Source organism: Micromonospora sp. BQ32 (genome assembly GCF_059358895.1).
Map to the genome: position 1 here is coordinate 17,373 of NZ_JCADBI010000031.1, position 19,973 is coordinate 37,345.

A 19,973-nucleotide genomic window follows, 5' to 3' on the forward strand; every position below is an offset into this window, starting at 1 on the left:
GTGACCAGACCGGCACCCCTCGCCGGCGCCGGCCGGCTGGCCGGGGCAGCCGCGCTCATCGCCGTCCTCACCGTGGCCAGCCGACTCGCCGGCTTCGGCCGCACCGCCGTGTTCACCTGGGTGGTCGAACAGAGCGACCTCGGCGGCATGTACGTCATCGCCAACACGGTGCCGAACATCGTCTTCGAGATCGTCGCGGGCGGGGCGTTGGCCAGCCTGGTGGTGCCGCTGCTGGCCGGGGCGGTCGCGGCGGAGGACCGGCGGACGGTGGCGGCTACCACCGGCGCCCTGCTCACCTGGACGGTGAGCCTGCTGGTTCCCCTCGCCGTGCTCGTCGTCCTGTTCGCCGACCCGATCATCTCGCTGATCAGCGAGGGACGATCGGCGTCGGAACTCGCCGCCGGCGCCCGGATGCTGCGCGTGTTCGCCCCGCAGTTGCCGCTCTACGGGATCGGCATCGTGCTCACCGGCGTGCTCCAGGCACACCGACGGTTCGCCTGGCCGGTCATCGCGCCGCTGCTGTCCAGCCTCACCGTGGTCGTCGTCTACGTGGCCTTCGGTGCCGCCCAGGGGCGGGGGGTGTCCGTGGCCCAGGTCGGCCGTAGCGGCGAGCTGCTCCTCTCCGGCGGCACCACCCTGGGCGTGGTCGTGTTGTCGCTCTCGCTGCTGATCCCGCTGCGGCGGCTGCGGCTCCGGCCCCGGTTCGGGTACGCCTTCACCGCTGACGCGCGGGCGCGGATCGGTGGGCTCGCCACGGCTGGCGCGGTGACGGTGGCGGCACAGCAGGTCGCGCTCCTGGTGGTCCTGAACCGGGTCTCCGGGGGCCCCACCGGCTCCCCACAGGTGTTCAACCTGGCCCAGGCGATCTACCTGCTGCCGTGGGCGGTCCTGGCCGTGCCGCTGGCGGTGGCGTCCTATCCCACGTTGGCCACCGCCAGCGCCGCCGGTGACGAGGACGGTTATCGACGGACCCTCTCCGGCGCGGTGCGGGGCGTGCTGCTCTTCAGCTGCCTGGGCGCCGCGGCGTTGATCGGTACCGCACAGCCGATCGCTGCCCTCTTCTACCCGGACAATCCGGCGTCCACCGCGGCGGCCATCAGCGGGTTCGCGCCGGGTCTGCTCGGCTACGGCTTGTTCGCGGTGCTGTCCCGCGCCCTGTACGCGCGCGGCGACACCCGGTCGGCGACGGCGGCGATCACCCTCGGCTGGCTGGTCGTTCCGGCCGTGGCGCTGCCGTTGACGGCGCTGCTCCCCACCGCCGACCGGGTGCTCGCGGTGACGTCCGCCAACTCGGTGGGGATGCTGGTGCTCGGCGCGTTGCTGATCCTGGCGGTGCTGCGCGGCGCCGGCCGTTCCGCCCTCGCGGGCGCGGCCCGGGCCGGGGCGGCCGGTGGCCTGGCCGGCGTGCTCGCCGGGCTCGCCGGGCTGGGCCTCACCCGTTGGCTCGACGGGTCGGACGGCGGCACCCCGACGATGGCGGCGGCGTTGGGTCAGGGCATGCTGTCCGGGGCTCTGGTTGGCGTCGTGTTCCTCGCCGTGGTCTGGTTCGTCGACCGGCGGGACGTACAGCCACTGCTCGCCGGGGCGCTGCGGCGTCTGGGCCGGCGGGGGTCGTCCGGCGGTGCGCCGCCGGACACGGGCTCCCCGCAGCGGGGCGACGGGAAGGAGACGGTGGGCCAGTGAGCGCGGGACATGAGCCAGCTCTGCCCGCCGGGTGGTCGGGCACCGTCGCGTTGGTGCTCGCCTCCAGCACCGGCGGCGTCGGCCAGCACGTCCGTTCGGTGGCCCGTGGCCTCGTCGCGGGCGGCGTCACGGTCCTGGTCTGCGGGCCCGCCGCCACCCAGGAGCAGTTCGACTTCACCGGTGTCGGCGCACGTTTCGAGCCGGTGGAGATTCCGGCCAGCCCGACTCCGGCCGACGCCCGGGCGGTGCTCGCGCTGCGCGGGGTGCTCACCGCCACGAGGGTCGACGTGGTGCACGCGCACGGCCTGCGGGCCGGGTTGGTCGCCGTGCTGGCCCGTCCGGCCGCCCCGCTGATCGTCACCTGGCACAACGCGGTGCTCGCGGGGGGACTGCGGGGCAGGGTGTCCCGGCTCGTCGAACGGGTGGTGGCCCGGGGTGTCCGGGTGGCGCTCGGCGCCTCCGCGGACCTGGTGCGACGGGCCGCCGAGGTGGGCGCCGCCGACGCCCGGCTCGCCCCGGTCGCCGCGCCGACGCTGCCCGCGCCGCGTCGACGCCCAGCGGCGGTACGCGCCGAGTTCGGTGTCCGCCCGGACCAGCCGCTGATCCTCTCGGTCGGTCGGCTGCACCCGCAGAAGCGTTACGACGTGCTGATCGACGCGGCGGCCCGCTGGCGTACCCGTACCCCGCCGCCGGTCGTGGTGATCGCGGGCAGCGGGCCGGCGTATCTGCCGCTCGCCGCACGGACCTCCGCCGCCCGCGCGCCGGTGACCCTGCTGGGGCACCGTACCGACGTGGCCGACCTGCTCGCCGGCGCCGACCTGGCGGTGGTGACCAGCGACTGGGAGGCGCGGCAGCTCTTCGCCCAGGAGGCGTTGCGCGCCGGTGTGCCGCTGGTGGCCACCGCGGTGGGTGGGCTCCCGGACCTGGTCGGCGACGCCGCCACGCTGGTCCCCGCCGGTGACGTGGACGCGGTCGACGCGGCCGTACGCGCGTTGCTGGACGACCCGGCGGCGCGGGCGGAGTTGGGCCGGCGTGGCGCCGAACGAGCGGCGACCTGGCCGACCGAGGCGGACACCGTCGCCACCCTCGTCGCCCTCTACGCCGAGCTGGCCGGGGATCCCGGTGGTCCGGCGGCCGCCCCGGACTCCGACGCCCCGAGAACGGGACACCGGTGATGCTGCGTCGAATCGCCCCCGCCCTGTTGACAGTGCTCGTGGTGGCGCTGGGCGTCACCGCGCTCGCCGCCCGCCCACCCCAGGGCACCCCGCAACGCACCGCCGACTTCGTGGTGCTCGCCGGAATCGCCGGGCTGCGCTGGGAGGACGTGGATCCGCAGAGCACGCCGACGCTGTGGCGGATGGCCCAGGACGGGTCGATCGGCTCACTGTCGGTGCGCTCCGCCCACCGGCCCACCTGCCCGGTGGACGGCTGGCTGACCCTGGGCGCGGGCAGCTTCGCCGCGTGGAACGGCAGCCGGTCGGTCGACGGTTGTCCGTCGGCGGGGGTGACCGTGGAACAACCGGACGGCATCGGCGCGAACCTGCCCGACCAGGAGAGTGTGGTCCAGTACAACCAGCAGCGGCTGCCCTGGGGCGCCCTGCCCGGTTCGTTGTCCGAGTCGGTGCGGTGCTCCGTCGCCGTGGGCCCGGGCGCGGCGGTGGCCGCCGCCCGACCGTTCGGTCGCGTCGACCGGTACGCCTCGGGGCTGCCGGCCGACCCGCGGCCGCTGCTCGGCTCGTGTGTGCTGAGCATCGTCGACCTCGGCACGGTCGAGGGGGACGACCCGGCGACCCGCGCCGAGGAGGCCCGCGCGGCGGACGCCGAGCTGGCCCGGGTGCTGGCGGCGCGACCCCCGCGGTCGTTGGTGCTGGTCGCGGGGATCTCCGACACCGCCCAGCCGTCGCGGCTGCACGTGGCGGTCGCCGACGGGCCGGGCTGGGAGCGGGGGTGGCTCACCTCGGCCAGCACCGGCCGGGACGGCTACCTGCAACTTGTCGACCTCGCGCCGACCGCCCTCGCCGCGTTGGGCCGGCCCATGCCGGAGCGGCTCTTCCTCGGCCGTCCGGCGATCAGCACCGACGGCCGTCCGGCCGACCTGACCGAGGCCATCAACGCGCCGGCGAACGCCGACCGGGAGGCGGCGGCCCAGCGCGCTGTCTCCGGCGCGTTCTTCGCGCTGCTCGCCGGGGTGCAGGTGCTGCTGGCGCTCGCGATCCTGCCGCTGCTGCGCCGGGCCCGTCCGCACGCCGGCCCGACCGGTCCGACACCTGTCTCCGGGCGGATCGTGGCCGTGGTGGAGCTGCTTCTGGTCGCCGCGGCGTTGACCGTGCCGGCGGCGCTGCTGGCCGACGCGGTGCCCTGGTGGCGCGGTGAACACCCCGGCTGGATCTTCGCCGGGGTGACCGCGCTGCTGGTGGCCGCCGGCACCGCGGCGGTGCGGTTCGCCCCCGGGTACGCGGGCACCCTCGGGCCGGTCGGCGCGGTGGCCGGCCTGACCACCCTCGTGGTCGGGCTGGACGTGCTCACCGGGGCCCGCCTCCAGCTCAACAGCGTGGTCGGCTACTCCGCGTTGCAGGGCGGCCGGTACGCCGGGCTGAGCACGGTGGGGCTGGGAGTGTTCCTCGCCGGCGCGTTGCTCACCGGCGGCTGGTTCGCCCAGCGGGTGCACCGGGGCTGGCGGCCGGCGGTGATGGTGGCGGTGGGTGGCCTCGCCGTGGTGGTGGTCGGCAGCCCGTACCTGGGTGCCGACCCGGTCGGTGCGATCGCGCTCACCGCCGGGGTGAGCGTCGCCGCCGTGATCAGCGCCGGCGGCTGGTTGACGATCAGCCGGCTGGCCTGGGCCACCATGGCCGCGTTGGCGGTCGGCATCGGGTTCGCCGTGGTGGACCTGCGGCGTCCTCCGGCGGAGCGGGGCAGCCTGGGCCGGTTCCTCTCCGCGCTCGGGGACGGCACCGGCGGGTTCGCGGTGCACCGGTCCAGCACGGAGAATTTCGAGACGTTGGTCAACAGCCCGCTGACCGTGCTGGCGCTGGCCGGCGGGTTGCTGGTGTGGTTCGCCCTGTTGCAGCCGTGGGGTGGGCTGATGCGGTTGTTCGGCATCTACCCGGCGGTCCGGGCCGCGCTGGCCGGCACCGTGGTCGCCGCGGTGCTCGGTGGTGTGCTCGACGGCGCGGCGCTGGACGTGATGGGCGCTGCCGCCGCCCTGGTGGTGCCGATGGCGGCCCTGGCGTCGCTGCGGGTGCTCGGACATGCCGCGGACCGGACCCGCCCGGTACCGGGTCGCTCCCGCGCCAACGGCGCCGACGACGAGTCGGGGTCCGGCGGGGTCGGCCCGGTCGGCGGGGGTGACAGCCCGACCGGCGGCGGTGGGCCACTGGGCGCCGTGCACCCCCGTCCGATCACCGGCCCGACCTCGAGCGCACCGACGAAGGTCACCCAACCGGCTCCGGACACTGCGGGCGAGCGCCGTGGGGACGCCGACGAACCGGCCGAGCCGACCGCGAGCGGGCCGACGCCGGACGCCGCGCCGACGGTGCCCGTACCGCCCCGGCAGGTCTCCCGGTCATCGACGGAGGTTGCCGCGCCCTGAGCGCCGGGCCTCGTCCGGATGGCCCGGAGGTGTCGCAGCCGGGGTGCGGCCTGCGGGTACCCGCCCGGGAGGTGTTACCGTCGAATCCCGTGGATCGCGTGATCACTTTGCTGATCAAGCACGGCGGTCTGCATGACCGCGACAGACGACACGGGAGCAGGCCTTGGCCCCATCAGCACGGACGACCAGGCACATTTTCGTCACCGGGGGCGTCGCCTCCTCGCTGGGTAAGGGCCTCACCGCCTCCAGCCTCGGCAACCTGCTGACCGCGCGCGGGCTGCGTGTGGTGATGCAGAAGCTCGACCCCTACCTGAACGTCGACCCGGGGACGATGAACCCGTTCCAGCACGGTGAGGTCTTCGTCACCGAGGACGGCGCCGAGACCGACCTCGACGTCGGGCACTACGAGCGGTTCCTCGACCGGGCGCTGTCCGGCAAGGCGAACGTCACCACCGGCCAGATCTACTCCGACGTGATCGCCAAGGAGCGGCGCGGCGAGTACCTGGGCGACACCGTCCAGGTCATCCCGCACATCACCAACGAGATCAAGTCGCGGATCCTGGCGATGGCCGACCCGGACGAGGACGGCCAGCTCCCCGACGTGGTGATCACCGAGGTCGGTGGCACGGTCGGCGACATCGAGTCGCTGCCGTTCCTGGAGGCGATCCGCCAGGTCCGCCACGACCTGGGCCGGGACAACTGCTTCTACCTGCACGTCTCGCTGGTGCCGTACCTGGCGCCGTCGGGTGAGCTGAAGACCAAGCCGACCCAGCACTCGGTGGCGCAGCTGCGCAACATCGGTATCCAGCCGGACGCGATCGTGCTCCGCTGCGACCGGGAGATCCCGGTCAAGCTCAAGGAGAAGCTGTCGCTCTACTGCGACGTGGACGCCGAGGCGGTCGTCGCCGCCCCGGACGCCCCGAGCATCTACGACATCCCGAAGGTGCTGCACCGGGAGGGGCTCGACGCGTACGTGGTGCGCCGGCTCGGCCTCTCCTTCCGGGACGTGGACTGGGCCAGCTGGGACGACCTGCTGGAGCGGGTGCACCGCCCCCGGCACACGGTCACCGTCGCGGTGGTCGGCAAGTACGTCGACCTGCCCGACGCGTACCTGTCGGTCAGTGAGGCGATCCGGGCGGCCGGCTTCGGCCACCGGGCCCGGGTGCAGCTGCGCTGGGTGCCCAGCGACGAGTGCGTCACCCCCGCCGGCGCCGCTGCGGCGCTGGCCGGCGTGGACGGCGTCCTCATCCCCGGCGGCTTCGGCGTACGCGGCATCGAGGGCAAGATCGGCACCGCCCGGTACGCCCGCGAGGCCGGCATCCCGCTGCTCGGCCTCTGCCTCGGCCTGCAGTGCATGACCATCGAGGTGGCCCGGCACCTGGCCGACCTGGACGGCGCCAACTCGGTGGAGTTCGACGAGCAGGCGGCGCACCCGGTCATCGCCACGATGGCCGACCAGGAGGACATCGTGGCCGGCCGGGGCGACCTGGGCGGCACCATGCGGCTGGGTGCGTACCCGGCGACGCTGACCGAGGGTTCGATCGTCGCCGAGGCGTACGGCAGCACCGAGATCAGTGAGCGGCACCGGCACCGGTACGAGGTGAACAACGCCTACCGGGACGCGCTGACCAAGGCGGGCCTGCACATCTCCGGCACCTCGCCGGACGGCCGGCTGGTCGAGTTCATCGAACTGGACCGCAGCCTGCACCCGTTCTTCGTGGCCACCCAGGCGCACCCCGAGTTGAAGAGCCGCCCGACCCGTCCGCACCCGCTGTTCGCCTCGTTCGTCAAGGCCGCGGTGGCGTACTCGCAGGCCGACCAGCTGCCGGTCGACCTGGACGCGGCGGCGGAGGCCCCGTCGACGCGCAAGGCCGCCCGCAACGGCGCCGCGACGAAGGCCGCGTCCACCTCGTGAGCGCTGTGGAGCACCGGTACGAGGTGCGTTCCCGGCAGGAGCGGTACCGGGGGCGGATCTTCGACGTGGTCACCGAGGAGGTGACCATGCCGGGCGGTGGGACCGGGCTGCGGGACCTCGTCCGGCACGTCGGGGCGGTGGCCGTGGTGGCGCTCGACGACGCCGGTCAGGTGGTGCTGATCCGGCAGTACCGGCACCCGGTCGGGCGGCACCTGTGGGAGCTGCCGGCCGGTCTGATGGACGTCTCCGGCGAGGAGTTGCCGGTGGCCGCGCTGCGGGAGCTGGCCGAGGAGGCCGACCTCACCGCCGGGCGGGTCGACGTGCTGGTGGACCTGCACAGCTCGCCAGGGTTCACCAACGAGATCGTCCGGGTGTTCCTGGCCCGCGACCTCGCTGACGTGCCGGCCGACGAGCGGCACGAGCGCCACGACGAGGAGGCCGACCTCCAGGTCGTCCGGATCGACCTGGACGAGGCCGTCGCCATGGTCCTGGCCGGTGAGATCACCAACGCGTCCGCGGTGGCCGGGCTGCTGGCCGCGGCCCGGGCCCGGGACACCGGCTTCACGCAGCTACGTCGGGCGGACGCGCCGCTGCCGCGCTGAGCGTCGCCGCCGGTCCAGCCGGCGAGGGAGTACGCGCCAAAGGGGCCCCGCGGTCAGCCGCGGGGCCCCTTTCGCTGGCTGGTCTAGGAGTCGCGCAACGGACGGCCCTGCGCGTCCGTGCCGCCGTTGACCAGGATGAGGATGCCGTCGACGACGCCCCAGAGGGCGCCGACGCCGCAGGTCACCAGGCTCACGACGAGCTGGAGAACGGCGATCTTGGTGTGTCCGGTGTAGAACCGACCGGCACCGAAGGTGCCGAGCAGGATGCCGAGGATGCCCGCGACGATCTTGCTCTTGTCGGAAACGCCCTGGGGGTACCCCGGCTGGGGGTAACCGGGCTGGTAAGGAGGAGTGGTCATGGGCGGACACACTAGTGATCCACTCGCCGGCTGTCCGCACCGCCACCCAGCAGATGGGACGATAATGCTGGAACATTGTCCTGTCGGCTGAGGTGACGCTGCACCGCTGATTCCGGGCGGCGCCCTGACACTTCGTCAGGACACCCGGGCACCGGATGCCACTGTGCTGGCTCGCGGCGACGCCGGGCGCGCCTAGACTGCCGCCGCGGGACCGGTGTACCGCGGTGGCAAAGGGGCCGTCGCGGCACCGAGCAGTCGGGGGAGAGCAGCCCCGAAGAGAGGTGTCTGCATCGTGAAGGTCGGAATCCCACGCGAGGTCAAGAACCACGAGTACCGCGTGGCGATCACGCCAGCGGGCGTCAACGAGTTCACCCGCAGCGGCCACCAGGTCTTCGTCGAGTCCGGCGCCGGGGTTGGCTCCAGCATCACCGACGAGGAGTTCGCCGCCGCCGGCGCGAAGATCCTCGCCACCGCCGACGAGGTCTGGGAGACCGCCGAGCTGGTGCTCAAGGTCAAGGAGCCGATCGCCGAGGAGTACCACCGGATGCGCGAGGGGCAGGTGCTCTTCACCTACCTGCACCTGGCCGCCTCCAAGGAGTGCACCGACGCGCTGATCGACCGCGGGGTCACCGGCATCGCGTACGAGACCGTCGAGCTGCCCGACCGGTCGCTGCCGCTGCTCGCCCCGATGTCCGAGGTCGCCGGCCGGCTCGCCCCGCAGGTGGGCGCCTTCTACATGATGCGTACCGGCGGTGGGCGCGGTGTGCTGCCCGGCGGTGTCTCCGGCGTGTACGCGGCCAAGACCGTCGTCATCGGCGCCGGCGTCTCCGGCATGAACGCCGCCGCGATCGCGCTGGGCCTGCAGTCCGAGGTGCTGCTGCTGGACAAGAACGTCGCCCGGCTGCGGCAGGCCGATGCGATCTACCGGGGCCACCTGCAGACCGTCGCCTCCAACGCCTACGAGGTCGAGCGGGCCGTGCTCGACGCCGACCTGGTCATCGGCGCGGTGCTGGTGCCCGGCGCGAAGGCCCCGACGCTGATCTCCAACGAGCTGGTCTCCCGGATGAAGCCGGGCAGTGTGCTGGTCGACATCGCCATCGACCAGGGCGGCTGCTTCGAGGACTCGCGCCCCACCACGCACGCCGACCCGGTCTACAAGGTGCACGAGTCGATCTTCTACTGCGTCGCGAACATGCCCGGCGCGGTGCCGAACACCAGCACCTACGCGCTGACCAACGTCACCCTGCCGTACGCCCTGGAGCTGGCCAACCAGGGCTGGCGCGAGGCGCTGCGCAACGACCCGGCGCTGGCCCTGGGCCTCAACACCCACGCCGGTCAGGTCACCTACGGCCCGGTCGCCGAGGCGCACGGCATGGACGTGCTCCCGCTGGCCGACGCGCTGGCCTGAACGGTGGCGGGCTGACCGGCGGCACGGACTCCGCCGGCGTGGGCACCACACCCACGCCGGCGCTGCGCCGTGCCGTTCGCGGTTACCTCGACCACCTGACCGTCGAACGTGGCCTCTCCGCGAACACGCTCGCCTCGTACCGTCGGGATCTGGACCGTTATCTCGCGACCCTGGTCGAGGCCGGCGTCGCCGACCTCGCGTCGGTCGGCGCCGGCCTCGTCGAGTCGCACCTGGCGCGGCTGCGCGCCGGCGACGACGCCCACCCGCCGCTGGCGGTCTCCTCCGCCGCCCGCGCGGCCAGCGCGGTCCGCGGCCTGCACCGCTTCGCGCTGCGCGAGGGCCTGGCCGGCGCCGATCCGAGCCGCGACGTCCGCCCGCCCACGCCGCCCCGGCGGCTGCCCCGCGCGCTACCGGTCGACGACGTGGTCCGGCTGCTGGAGACCGCCGGCCCGATCACCGCGACCGGCGACGACGCGCCCCTCGCGCTGCGCGACCGGGCGCTGCTGGAGTTCCTGTACGGCACCGGCGCGCGCATCTCCGAAGCGGTCGGCGCCGCCGTGGACGACCTCGACACCGACGAGGGCACGGTGTTGCTGCGCGGCAAGGGCGGCCGGATGCGGCTGGTGCCGATCGGCGGGTACGCCGTTGACGCGGTCCGCGCCTACCTGGTCCGGGCCCGCCCCGGGCTGGCCACCACCGGACGCGGCACCCCGGCGGTGTTCCTCAACGCCCGCGGCGGCGCGCTGTCCCGCCAGGGCGCCTGGGGCATCCTGCGCCGCGCCGCCGACCGAGCCGGGCTGCCCGTCGACGGGCCGGCCGCCGTCTCCCCGCACACCCTGCGCCACTCGTACGCCACCCACCTGCTCGACGGCGGCGCCGACGTGCGGGTGGTTCAGGAGCTGCTCGGCCACGCCTCGGTGACCACCACCCAGGTCTACACGTTGGTCACCGTGGAGCGGTTGCGCGAGGTCTACGCCACCGCGCATCCACGCGCCCAGGGTTGAACCGGTCGCGGTCGGCGCCGACACGCCGGGCCGGTGCCGAACCCCCTGCTGGTCGGTGGCGTACAGTCGGCATCGGCGCGGACCTCCTGGAGCGACACGACCGGGGTGCGCAGCGGCGCCGCGAAGGACGTCGGACGGCTCCGACGCCGGGTGGGTCGTCGGGAGGGGGCAACGAGCACATGGCTGGCAACGGTGACCGTGCCGAGACCTGGACGTCGGAGCTCCGCGAGCAGCAGGCCACGCTCGGCGCGGACCTGGGTCCTGCGGACCCGGCTGCCTACACGATGCGCAAGCCCATTCCTGAGCCGATGCCCACCGACCGGCACGGCCCGGCGCGCATCATCGCGATGGCCAACCAGAAGGGTGGCGTCGGCAAGACCACCACCACCATCAACCTGGGCGCGGCGCTCGCCGAGTACGGCCGCAAGGTGCTGCTGGTCGACTTCGACCCGCAGGGCGCCCTCTCGGTGGGGCTGGGCGTCAACCCGCACAACCTCGACCTGTCCGTCTACAACCTGCTCATGCAGGACGACGTGATCGCCGAGGACGTCCTCATCAAGACGGACGTGGCGGGCCTGCACCTGCTGCCGGCCAACATCGACCTCTCCGCCGCCGAGATCCAGCTCGTCAACGAGGTCGCCCGGGAGATGGCCCTGGCCCGGGTCCTGCGCACGGTCCGCAAGGAGTACGACTACATCCTGATCGACTGCCAGCCGTCGCTCGGCCTGCTGGCGATCAACGCGCTGACCGTCGCGCACGGCGTGCTCATTCCGCTGGAGTGCGAGTTCTTCAGCCTGCGCGGTGTGGCACTGCTGCTGGACACCATCGACAAGGTCCGCGAGCGGCTCAACTTCGACCTGGAGCTCGAAGGCATCCTCGCCACCATGTACGACAGCCGCACCACACACTGCCGCCAAGTCCTCCAGCGGGTGGTGGAGGCGTTCGGCGACAAGGTCTACCAGACGGTCATCACCAAGACGGTGAAGTTCCCCGAGTCCACCGTGGCCGGTGCGCCCATCACGACGATGGACCCAGCCTCCTCCGGGGCACGTAACTACCGTCAGCTGGCCCGCGAGGTGATCGCCGCCCAGTCGGAGCGGTAGCCGGAACGCCCGGTGCCCGCCTCGTGGACTACGGTCGTCCGGTGACCGCGCCACCCCTCGACCCGCCCGAGACCGCCGCTGTGGCCGTGGTCGACGGTGTGCAGCCCGCCGGGTTCACGGTCCGCCTGGCCAACTTCACCGGCCCGTTCGACCTGCTGCTGCAACTGATCGGCAAGCACAAACTCGACGTCACCGAGGTGGCCCTGCACACGGTCACCGACGAGTTCATCGCCTACATCAGGGCGATGGGCGACAACTGGGACCTGGACGAGGCCAGCGAGTTCCTGCTCATCGCCGCGACCCTGCTCGACCTGAAGGCGGCCCGGCTGCTACCCGCCGCCGAGGTGGAGGACGAGGCCGACCTCGCCCTGCTGGAGGCACGGGACCTCCTCTTCGCCCGACTGTTGCAGTACAAGGCGTACAAGGAGGCGGCGGCGCACATCGCCGAGCTGGAGGCCGTCGGCGGCCGACGCTATCCGCGCGCGGTCAGCCTGGAACCCCGCTACGCCGAGGCGCTGCCCGACCTGGTGCTCGGCATCGGCCCCCAGCGGCTGCTGAAGCTGGCCGTGAAGGCGATGACCCCGAAGCCGGTGCCGGAGGTCTCCATCGCCCACGTGCACATGGTCCGGGTCAGTGTCCGGGAACACGCGGCCATCCTCGCCGCCCGGCTGCGCCGGGCCGGCACCGCCACGTTCTCGCTGCTCTGCGCCGACTGCGAGGCCACCCTGGAGGTGGTGGCCCGGTTCCTCGCGTTGCTGGAGCTGTACCGGGAGGGCCTGGTCTCCTTCGTGCAGGAGCAGGCCCTGGAGGAGCTGACCGTGCGCTGGACCGGCCCGGCCGACGGCGACACCGAACTGCACGTCGACGAGTACGCCGGCACCCCGGCCGACCCGGATCAGCCGGAGCCCGAGCCGGCGAGGGCTGGGCCTGAGGCGGCTGGGCCTGAGGCGGCTGGGCCGGACGGGACGGGGACGACGGAGGGTGAGCGGGATGAGTGACGAGGAACGCCGGGACTCGCTGGCCGACCAGGCTGCCGCCTGGGTGCCCCCGTGGGACCGCCCCCGCCCGCCCGCCGCCGACCACACCCCCGCACCGGAGGCGTCAGCCGCACCACCGGACACCGAAGAACCGGAAACGGCGCCGCCCCGCCCGGAGCCCGAAGCCGCCGCCATTCCCGCCGACCCGGACGTGGTCGCCTCGGGCTCCGCGCAGGTTGACCCGGACGGGCGGGGCCCGGTCGGGGTAGGCCCGGTCGACGTCGGTCCCGGTGGCCCAGGCCCTGTCGAGGTGGCCTCGGGTGGGCCAGCTCCTGTTGAGGTGGCCTCGGACGAGGTGGGCCCGGGTGAGCCAGATCGCGTTGAGGTGGCCTCGGACGAGGTGGGCTCAACGGGATCGGACCTCGGTGCGGTGACGAAGGGCACGGCGGGGGAGTCGGGTGACGCTGGGGACGTACCCCGGCGGCAGCAGGCGGGGCGGCGGCGGGCGACGGCCGCGCCGGAGCCCGCGCCCGAGCTGTCCGACAGCGAGCTGCGCGGCGCCTTGGAGGCGATCCTGCTGGTCGTCGACGAGCCGGTCAGCGAGCTGGTGCTGGCCCAGGTGCTGGAGCAGCCCGCCGAGCGGGTCGGGCCGATGCTCGACGAGATCGCCGCCGGTTACACTGCGGCCGGGCACGGGTTCGAGCTGCGCCGGGCGGCCGGTGGGTGGCGGCTGTACACCCGGCCGGAATACGCTACGTACGTCGAGCGGTTCGTGTTGGACGGGCAGTCCGTGCGACTGACCCAGGCGGCGTTGGAGACGCTCGCCGTGGTTGCGTACAAGCAGCCGGTGACCCGTTCGCGAATCTCAGCCATCCGGGGTGTGAACTGCGACGGGGTCATCCGTACGCTGGTCACCCGCGGCCTCATCGAGGAGTGCGGCACCGAAACGGACAGCGGGGCGTTCCTGTACCAGACCACCACGCTGTTCCTGGAGAAGCTCGGGCTGAACACCGTCGACGAGCTGCCGCCCCTCGCACCCTTCCTGCCCGACGACGTAGAAGAGCTTGCTGATGCGACCCGATAACCGTTCCCCGAAACCCGACGCACCCGTCTACGAGGGGGCTGAGCGCCTGCAGAAGGTGCTCGCCGCCGCCGGCGTGGGTTCCCGGCGCGCCTGTGAGGACCTGATCTTTCGCCGCCGGGTCACCGTGGACGGGCGGGTCGCCAAGCTCGGCGACAAGGTCGACCCGGCCACCTCCGTGATCCACGTGGACGGCGAGCGTCTCCAGGTCGACATTCGCCTGGTTTACGTGGCGATGAACAAGCCGCGCGGGGTGGTCACCTCCATGGCGGACGACAAGGGACGCAACGAGCTGGCCGACTTCATCGGCGCCCGGCTGGAGCAGCGGGTCTACCACGTCGGGCGGCTCGACGCGGACAGTGAGGGCCTGCTGCTGCTCACCAACGACGGCACCCTCGCGCACAAGCTCATGCACCCCTCGTACGAGGTGCTGAAGACCTACCTCGCCGAGGTGGTCGGGCCGATCCCGCGCAACCTGAGCAAGCGCCTGTTGGCCGGCGTCGAGCTGGAGGACGGGCCGGTCAAGGTCGACTCGTTCAAGGTGGTGGACACTCTGGGCAAATCCGCCCAGGTGGAGCTGAGTCTGCACGAGGGCCGCAAGCACATCGTCCGGCGGCTGATGGAGGAGGTCGGCCACCCGGTCACCCGGCTGGTGCGTACCTCGATCGGTCCGATCCGGCTCGGTGAACTGCGGACCGGACGGCTCCGGCGGTTGACGAACGCCGAGGTCGCGGCCCTGTTCAACGCGGTGGGTGACTGACCCCCGAGTTCGGGGTACGGCAGCCGGTAGGCTCCACCGATGGCCGGGACGCGGCCGCCCGGGTGGCGTGGGTCGCCTCCGGCGGCGTCGCGCGCGGGTTCGTCAGCGCACCCGGGCATGATTGATGACGATTGACAACCGCTTGCGGCGCCAGCTCACCGGGCGATCCGTGAGGTACGGGCTGAGGAGGACACGGTGGAGGAAAACGTACGGTTCGGGCGATGTGTGGTGGCTGTGGACGGGCCGTCCGGTTCGGGTAAGTCCACCGTGTCGCGGCGGCTCGCCGCCGGCCTCGGTGCGCGCTACCTCGACACCGGGGCGATGTACCGGGCGATCACGTGGGCCGTGCTGCGCTCCGGCGTGGACCTCACCGACGCCGCGTCGGTGGCGAAGGTCGCCGGCGAGGTCGACCTGCGCATCGGCACCGACCCGCAGGGGTACGGCGTGACCGTCGACGGTGTGGGCGTGGACGCGGAAATCCGTGGCACCGAGGTGACCGGAGCGGTCTCCGCCGTCGCCGCCGTGCCGGCCGTCCGCGAGCTGCTCGTCAGCCGGCAGCGCGAGATGATCGCCAACGCTGGTCGGATGGTGGTCGAGGGTCGCGACATCGGCTCGGTCGTGGCGCCGGACGCTGACCTGAAGGTCTTCCTGACCGCCTCCGAGGCGGCCCGTGCGGCCCGGCGCAGCGCCGAGGACGCCGCCGACGTGGCGGCCACGGCCGCCGACCTGGCCCGGCGGGACCGGCTCGACTCGACCCGCAAGGTCAACCCGCTGGCCCAGGCGCCCGACGCGGTGGTGCTGGACACCACCGAGCTGGGTATCGACGAGGTCGTGGCGCGGATGCGCGACCTGCTCACCGAGCGGGGCGTGGCATGAGCGAGCGTAGCGAGGGTGCGGGGTGGGTCGAGCTGCGTGAGCCCGACGTCCTCGTCGAGGAACCGAGCGGCCCGCAGCCGGTGGTGGCCGTGGTCGGCCGCCCCAACGTGGGCAAGTCGACGCTGGTCAACCGGATCATCGGCCGCCGGCAGGCGGTCGTCGAGGACGTTCCGGGCGTGACCCGCGACCGGGTCCCGTACGACGCGCAGTGGAACGGCCGGGCGTTCACCGTGGTGGACACCGGCGGCTGGGAGCCGGACGCCAAGGACCGGGCGGCGGCCATCGCGGCGCAGGCCGAGACGGCGGTCGTCACCGCCGACGTGGTGCTCTTCGTGGTCGACGCGATGGTGGGCTCCACCGACGTGGACGAGGCCGCGGTGAAGATGCTGCGACGCAGCGCCAAGCCGGTCATCCTGGTGGCGAACAAGGCCGACAACAACTCCATCGAGATGGAGGCCACCTCGCTGTGGTCGCTCGGTCTCGGTGAGCCGTTCCCGGTGTCCGCGCTGCACGGGCGTGGCTCCGGCGACCTGTTGGACGCCATCCTCGCCGCGCTGCCCGAGGCGCCGGCGATCGTGGAGAACCGTCCGCGCGGGCCGCGCCGGGTGGCGCTGGTCGGGCGGCCGAACGTGGGCAAGTCCAGCCTGCTCAACCGGTTCTCCGGCGAGGAGCGGGCGGTCGTCGACTCGGTGGCGGGCACCACTGTGGACCCGGTGGACAGCCTGGTCGAGATCGGCGGTCAGACCTGGCAGTTGGTGGACACGGCCGGGCTGCGTAAGCGGGTCGGTAAGGCCAGCGGCACCGAGTACTACGCCAGCCTGCGTACCGCCGGCGCGATCGAGGCCGCCGAGGTGGCCGTGGTGCTGCTGGACTCCAGCGAGCCGATCAGCGAGCAGGACCAGCGGATCCTGTCGATGGTGACCGAGTCGGGCCGCGCGTTGGTCATCGCGTTCAACAAGTGGGACCTGGTCGACGCCGACCGTCGGTACTACCTGGACAAGGAGATCGACCGGGAGTTGCGCCGCATCCCCTGGGCGATCCGGCTGAACCTGTCGGCGATGACCGGCCGTGCCGTGGACAAGCTGGCCCCCGCCCTGAACAAGGCGCTGGCCAGCTGGGAAACCCGCGTGCCGACCGCGCACCTCAACCAGTGGCTGACCGCGCTGGTGCAGGCCACCCCACACCCGGTGCGTGGTGGACGGGCGCCGCGGATCCTGTTCGCGACGCAGGCCGGTGTGGCGCCGCCACGGTTCGTGCTCTTCACCACCGGCCCGCTCGACGCCGGCTACCAGCGCTTCGTCGAGCGCAAACTCCGCGAGGAATTCGGGTACGAGGGCAGCCCGATCGAGATCTCGGTCCGCCCGCGCAAGAAGCTCGGCCCCGGCGGCAGAGGCAAGGCGCACGGCTGACGCGGTCCAGTTCTCTCCAAATGCCGGATGGGCGAACCCGCCCATCCGGCATTTCCCTACCCAACCCCACCCTCCTAGGACGCCTTAGGGGTTGTGCGGCGGCTCGTTCTGCGGTGGTTCAGCCAGGCCGCGACGCCGGTGGGGCCTGTGCGGACGCCCCGCAGCTGCTGCGCTAAGCTGTACCGGCTGCCGCGGGGGAAACCACGCGGGGGCGGGACGTGGCGCAGCTTGGTAGCGCACTTGACTGGGGGTCAAGGGGTCGTCGGTTCGAATCCGGCCGTCCCGACGCAGGTGAGGGGCCATCTCGGAAGATCGAGACGGCCCCTTTGTCGTACCTGGGTGACTAACTGAGTGACTACGCCTCAGCGTCGAAGATCCGGTCCATGGCGACTGCGCCGCCCAGGAGCACCGGCCGTAGTTGGTGCCGGTAGACGGTTTCGGTGACCGTCGTGCCGGAGTGGCCGCAGAGGTCCGCGATCTGTTCAAGGCTCATGCCGCTGTCCGACAGTAGGGACACGAAGCTGTGCCGCAGTTCGCGGGGAGTCCAGTCGCGCGGGTCAAGGCCCGCTTTGGCGACGACGGGGCGGAAGGCCCGAAGCACGTTGTGCCGATCGAGGGCCGTGCCGGCGGCAGAGGCGAAGACGAGACGGTCAGCGGCCGCCTGGCCCTGGCCCTGGCGCTCGTGGTGGGTGGTGAGCGCGGTGACGCACCGGGCCGGCAGAGCCAGGGTGCGACGCGACTTCTTCGTCTTGGTGTCTCCGTCGGCGCGGACCGAGCGCCAGACCTGAATGGATGGCGGCACCGGGGGATCGCTGTCCGGCTTGCCGGCGAGGTCGACGTGTGCCCAGGTGAGGGCTCGCAGTTCCTCGGTGCGAGCACCGGTCAGCAGTGAGACGACGATGTAGGCGTGCAACGAGCTGCTCTCGGCAGCGATTAGAAGCGCCTTGGCATGGTCGAGCGTCAGCGACTTCGAGGGACGGCCGCCGCGACCTGTGGGCACTTCGCAGAGTGCCACAACGTTGCGCTTGACCCTGTCTCGCGCCATGGCTCGATTGACGGCGCGGTTAAGGAGCGAGTGGAGGAGCCGAAGGGTGCGGGTGCTCAGTCGTTGGGCTTTGCCCATGAGCCAGCGGTCAACATCGGTCGCGCTGAGATCCCGCAGCTTCCTCGCGCCGAGGTCGCTGATGATGTGGGAGCGCACAAGCGTGGTGTAGTTGGCCTTCGTGCTCTCGGACTGGTTGCTCAGGCCGTAGGTGAGCCAGTCGGTGAGGGCGTCGGCCACGGTGTGTCCGTCTTGGACCAGGGCGAGGCCGTCTTCGTAGTCGCGGATCTTCTCCCGCAGTTTGGCGCGGGCTTCGGTCTTGGTCTTGCCGCTGCCTTTGCGCACGATGCGTTTGCCGGCCGGGGTGTAGCCGACGGTGATGGTGGCGATCCAGCGTTGCCGGGACTCGTCCCAGTGCAGGCCGCCTTCTCCTCGGGCGCGGCGGGTGGTCATCGGGTGCCTCCTTTCTGGGCTTCGTGTTCGAGCAGGTCGACGTAGGCGGTGATCGCCGCGTCAGGGACGAGGCGGGTGCGGCCTTGTCGGACGGTGCGCAGGCGGCCGGCGCGGATCTGTTCGTAGATCACGGAGCGGGACAGGCTGAGCAGGGTCATGGCTTCGGGGATGCGGTAGAGCGCCTTTCTCTCGGGTGCGGTCAGGGTGGTGGGCAATGGGCTACCTCTCCTCGGATCGGTGGTTGACCGTCAAGCCGGTCTTGACGGTGAATCGGTGGGTGGGTCAGGCCACGGCAGCGAACTCCTCGCGGGCCACCTCATGCCTTTCACGGGCCATGGCGGCGGCGGTGTTGGCGAGCAGTGCGTCTCCGGTGGTGCGCCAGCCGGACCCGGCGTAGGTGAGGAGCCCGACGATCAGCGTCGTCTCTTCCTCGGTCTGGTCGGCGTATTCGTGGCCGGTCTCGGTGCGTCGCCAGATGACGCGGGCATTGCGCAGGATGCGGAAGGTCGTGGAGTAGCGGCGGCTTTTGGTGAGAAAGTGGCCGCCGAAGCCGAGCATGTGTGCCCAGCGTCGGAGCTGTTGCCAGTCGCGGTTGCCGCCGAGGGTCCAGCAGGCGTCGATGAGCCGTTCAGGGTGGCTGCCTTGGTGGTTGGCGTAAAGGTCGATGACCTCGCCGTCGAGGCGTCGGGACACGTGTCCGGTGGCCTCGGTGCTCTTGGTGGCGTACTTCGCCAGGTACCCGGCGACTTTGCCGTCGGTGATCTCGCCGTCGGCGCTGATGGGGCGCACGTCGAATCCCTTGGCCGGGTCGCCCCAGGCGATGTGCCAGCCCTGCGGGCGTGCGGGGTGTGGGCGGGTGGTGAAGGTGACGGTGGCGGCGTGGGTGACGGCGGCGACCAGGTCGTCAACGCCGAAGGCTGCCGGGGGCGAGACGACGGCGTTGGGGTCGAGGTCGACGCCGTCGAGGCGGACGATGGCGTGGTAGTGCACGACGGCGCGGCGTTGCATCTCGGCGACCTTGCCGAACGATGGCTTGACCGGCGGTACCCGACGCACTCGGCCGGAGTCGGTGACCTGGACGACCGCAGGCAGGCCGAGCTGGCGAGAGCGGGCATGGAGTCGCTTGCGGATGGCCTCGCTGGTGCGGCGCCACAACTCCGGTGCGGAGTGGTTCCACACGACCTGGGCGTCGTAGTCGTAGCAGTCCAGGCACAGGGGTTGACCCAGCCGAGGATCGGCCTCTTCGTGACGTGCCCAGCAGACCGACGCTTGCCCGTGTTCGCAGGGTTGGGCGGTGGGGTCGGTGGCCCGGCGGGCGTGGCAGGGTTCGGCCCGGCAGTCGCAGCGGCGGCGGTTGCCGCAGGTGTGCCGCTTCACGTTGCGGGTGTGCACGGTGCCGAACGACGGTGCGGTGAAGGTGACGAACACCGCCGGATGCCCCGCCACGCTCGCGGGGATGCCCTTGCCGCCGGCGAGTCCGGCGCGCAGGAGTTGGTAGGCGTCGCGTTGGTAGGTGCGGGCGCAGGAGGGGCAGACGGCGTGACGGCGGTTGCCGCACGGCTTGTAAATCTCTCCGTCCGGCATGTCCTCGGTTCGGGTGGCGGACAGGAGTTGCCCGGTGGCCCGGTCGACGGCGGCGACCTCGCCCGAGAGGCGGATCGGGTGGGAGCAGCCCGCGGCTGCCTTGACGTGGTCGAGCCAGTCGAAGACGT

At 72.5% G+C, this 19,973-nt stretch carries 17 protein-coding genes and 1 tRNA gene; 14 read left to right on the plus strand and 4 right to left on the minus strand.

Annotation, left to right across the window (positions count from 1 at the left end; translation table 11 throughout):
• From murJ to AC5L30_RS32255, 5 genes are all read left to right on the plus strand, one after another.
• Entirely contained in the window at nt 1-1,683 is a 1,683-nt protein-coding gene (gene murJ / locus AC5L30_RS32235; protein WP_494871983.1) for a murein biosynthesis integral membrane protein MurJ, read from the plus strand.
• Nucleotides 1,680-2,858 carry a glycosyltransferase family 4 protein gene (locus tag AC5L30_RS32240; protein ID WP_494871985.1) on the plus strand — a complete coding sequence of 393 codons (1,179 nt, stop codon included), beginning with the start codon at nt 1,680-1,682 and terminating at the stop codon, nt 2,856-2,858. Before murJ ends, AC5L30_RS32240 begins: the two co-directional genes overlap by 4 nt.
• Nucleotides 2,858-5,272 carry a hypothetical protein gene (locus AC5L30_RS32245; RefSeq protein WP_494871986.1) on the plus strand — a complete coding sequence of 805 codons (2,415 nt, stop codon included), beginning with the start codon at nt 2,858-2,860 and terminating at the stop codon, nt 5,270-5,272. Before AC5L30_RS32240 ends, AC5L30_RS32245 begins: the two co-directional genes overlap by 1 nt.
• Nucleotides 5,273-5,435: 163 nt before the next feature.
• Entirely contained in the window at nt 5,436-7,187 is a 1,752-nt protein-coding gene (gene pyrG / locus AC5L30_RS32250) for a CTP synthase (RefSeq protein WP_494871988.1), read from the plus strand.
• Nucleotides 7,184-7,789 (plus strand): NUDIX domain-containing protein, encoded by a 606-nt coding sequence (locus tag AC5L30_RS32255; protein WP_494871989.1) that lies wholly within the window; start codon nt 7,184-7,186, stop codon nt 7,787-7,789. The genes pyrG and AC5L30_RS32255 overlap by 4 nt, the downstream gene beginning before the upstream one ends.
• Nucleotides 7,790-7,872: 83 nt before the next feature.
• On the opposite strand, the gene AC5L30_RS32260 is transcribed toward AC5L30_RS32255, so the two are convergent.
• On the minus strand, nt 7,873-8,148 hold the full coding sequence (locus AC5L30_RS32260) for a TM2 domain-containing protein (protein ID WP_181539390.1): 276 nt from the start codon (nt 8,146-8,148) through the stop codon (nt 7,873-7,875).
• A gap of 292 nt (nt 8,149-8,440) precedes the next feature.
• Here AC5L30_RS32260 and ald point away from each other — a divergent pair, with 292 nt between their 5' ends.
• The 9 genes from ald (at nt 8,441) to AC5L30_RS32305 (ending at nt 17,052) form a co-directional block, all read left to right on the plus strand.
• A complete protein-coding gene (gene ald / locus AC5L30_RS32265) occupies nt 8,441-9,556 on the plus strand; it encodes an alanine dehydrogenase (RefSeq protein ID WP_030487989.1) in 1,116 nt (371 codons plus the stop codon).
• Nucleotides 9,557-9,594: 38 nt separating this feature from the next.
• Nucleotides 9,595-10,560 carry a site-specific tyrosine recombinase XerD gene (locus AC5L30_RS32270; RefSeq protein ID WP_494871992.1) on the plus strand — a complete coding sequence of 322 codons (966 nt, stop codon included), beginning with the start codon at nt 9,595-9,597 and terminating at the stop codon, nt 10,558-10,560.
• Nucleotides 10,561-10,739: 179 nt separating this feature from the next.
• The gene (locus tag AC5L30_RS32275; protein WP_124862901.1) at nt 10,740-11,663 is read left to right on the plus strand and encodes a ParA family protein; all 924 of its coding nucleotides are present in this window, start codon (nt 10,740-10,742) and stop codon (nt 11,661-11,663) included.
• A 41-nt stretch (nt 11,664-11,704) separates the two neighbouring features.
• Nucleotides 11,705-12,661, plus strand: coding sequence for a segregation and condensation protein A (locus AC5L30_RS32280; RefSeq protein WP_494871995.1), 957 nt, complete (start codon nt 11,705-11,707; stop codon nt 12,659-12,661).
• Nucleotides 12,654-13,724 (plus strand): SMC-Scp complex subunit ScpB, encoded by a 1,071-nt coding sequence (gene scpB, locus AC5L30_RS32285; protein WP_494871997.1) that lies wholly within the window; start codon nt 12,654-12,656, stop codon nt 13,722-13,724. The genes AC5L30_RS32280 and scpB overlap by 8 nt, the downstream gene beginning before the upstream one ends.
• Nucleotides 13,711-14,481 (plus strand): pseudouridine synthase, encoded by a 771-nt coding sequence (locus AC5L30_RS32290; protein WP_494871998.1) that lies wholly within the window; start codon nt 13,711-13,713, stop codon nt 14,479-14,481. Before scpB ends, AC5L30_RS32290 begins: the two co-directional genes overlap by 14 nt.
• A 195-nt stretch (nt 14,482-14,676) precedes the next feature.
• The gene (cmk, locus tag AC5L30_RS32295) at nt 14,677-15,357 is read left to right on the plus strand and encodes a (d)CMP kinase (RefSeq protein WP_494872000.1); all 681 of its coding nucleotides are present in this window, start codon (nt 14,677-14,679) and stop codon (nt 15,355-15,357) included.
• Nucleotides 15,354-16,766 carry a ribosome biogenesis GTPase Der gene (der, locus tag AC5L30_RS32300; RefSeq protein WP_494872001.1) on the plus strand — a complete coding sequence of 471 codons (1,413 nt, stop codon included), beginning with the start codon at nt 15,354-15,356 and terminating at the stop codon, nt 16,764-16,766. Before cmk ends, der begins: the two co-directional genes overlap by 4 nt.
• Before the next feature lie 212 nt (nt 16,767-16,978).
• Nucleotides 16,979-17,052 (plus strand) — tRNA-Pro (locus AC5L30_RS32305).
• A 69-nt stretch (nt 17,053-17,121) separates the two neighbouring features.
• Here AC5L30_RS32305 and AC5L30_RS32310 read toward each other — a convergent pair.
• The 3 genes from AC5L30_RS32310 to AC5L30_RS32320 form a co-directional block, all read right to left on the minus strand.
• The gene (locus tag AC5L30_RS32310) at nt 17,122-18,261 is read right to left on the minus strand and encodes a site-specific integrase (RefSeq protein ID WP_494872003.1); all 1,140 of its coding nucleotides are present in this window, start codon (nt 18,259-18,261) and stop codon (nt 17,122-17,124) included.
• A complete protein-coding gene (locus tag AC5L30_RS32315; RefSeq protein WP_145796899.1) occupies nt 18,258-18,476 on the minus strand; it encodes a helix-turn-helix domain-containing protein in 219 nt (72 codons plus the stop codon). The genes AC5L30_RS32310 and AC5L30_RS32315 overlap by 4 nt, the downstream gene beginning before the upstream one ends.
• Before the next feature lie 67 nt (nt 18,477-18,543).
• Nucleotides 18,544-19,973: replication initiator (locus tag AC5L30_RS32320; protein WP_494872005.1), on the minus strand; the 1,430-nt coding region annotated here is incomplete at its 5' end.

What these genes read in the sequence shown, in the direction of transcription:
- AC5L30_RS32245 (WP_494871986.1), top strand. Translation starts at nt 2,858, where the DNA reads ATGCTGCGTCGAATCGCCCCCGCCCTGTTGACAGTGCTCGTGGTGGCG.
- AC5L30_RS32260 (WP_181539390.1), bottom strand. Translation starts at nt 8,148, where the DNA reads ATGACCACTCCTCCTTACCAGCCCGGTTACCCCCAGCCGGGGTACCCC.
- AC5L30_RS32275 (WP_124862901.1), top strand. Translation starts at nt 10,740, where the DNA reads ATGGCTGGCAACGGTGACCGTGCCGAGACCTGGACGTCGGAGCTCCGC.
- scpB (WP_494871997.1), top strand. Translation starts at nt 12,654, where the DNA reads ATGAGTGACGAGGAACGCCGGGACTCGCTGGCCGACCAGGCTGCCGCC.
- AC5L30_RS32290 (WP_494871998.1), top strand. Translation starts at nt 13,711, where the DNA reads ATGCGACCCGATAACCGTTCCCCGAAACCCGACGCACCCGTCTACGAG.
- der (WP_494872001.1), top strand. Translation starts at nt 15,354, where the DNA reads ATGAGCGAGCGTAGCGAGGGTGCGGGGTGGGTCGAGCTGCGTGAGCCC.
- AC5L30_RS32310 (WP_494872003.1), bottom strand. Translation starts at nt 18,261, where the DNA reads ATGACCACCCGCCGCGCCCGAGGAGAAGGCGGCCTGCACTGGGACGAG.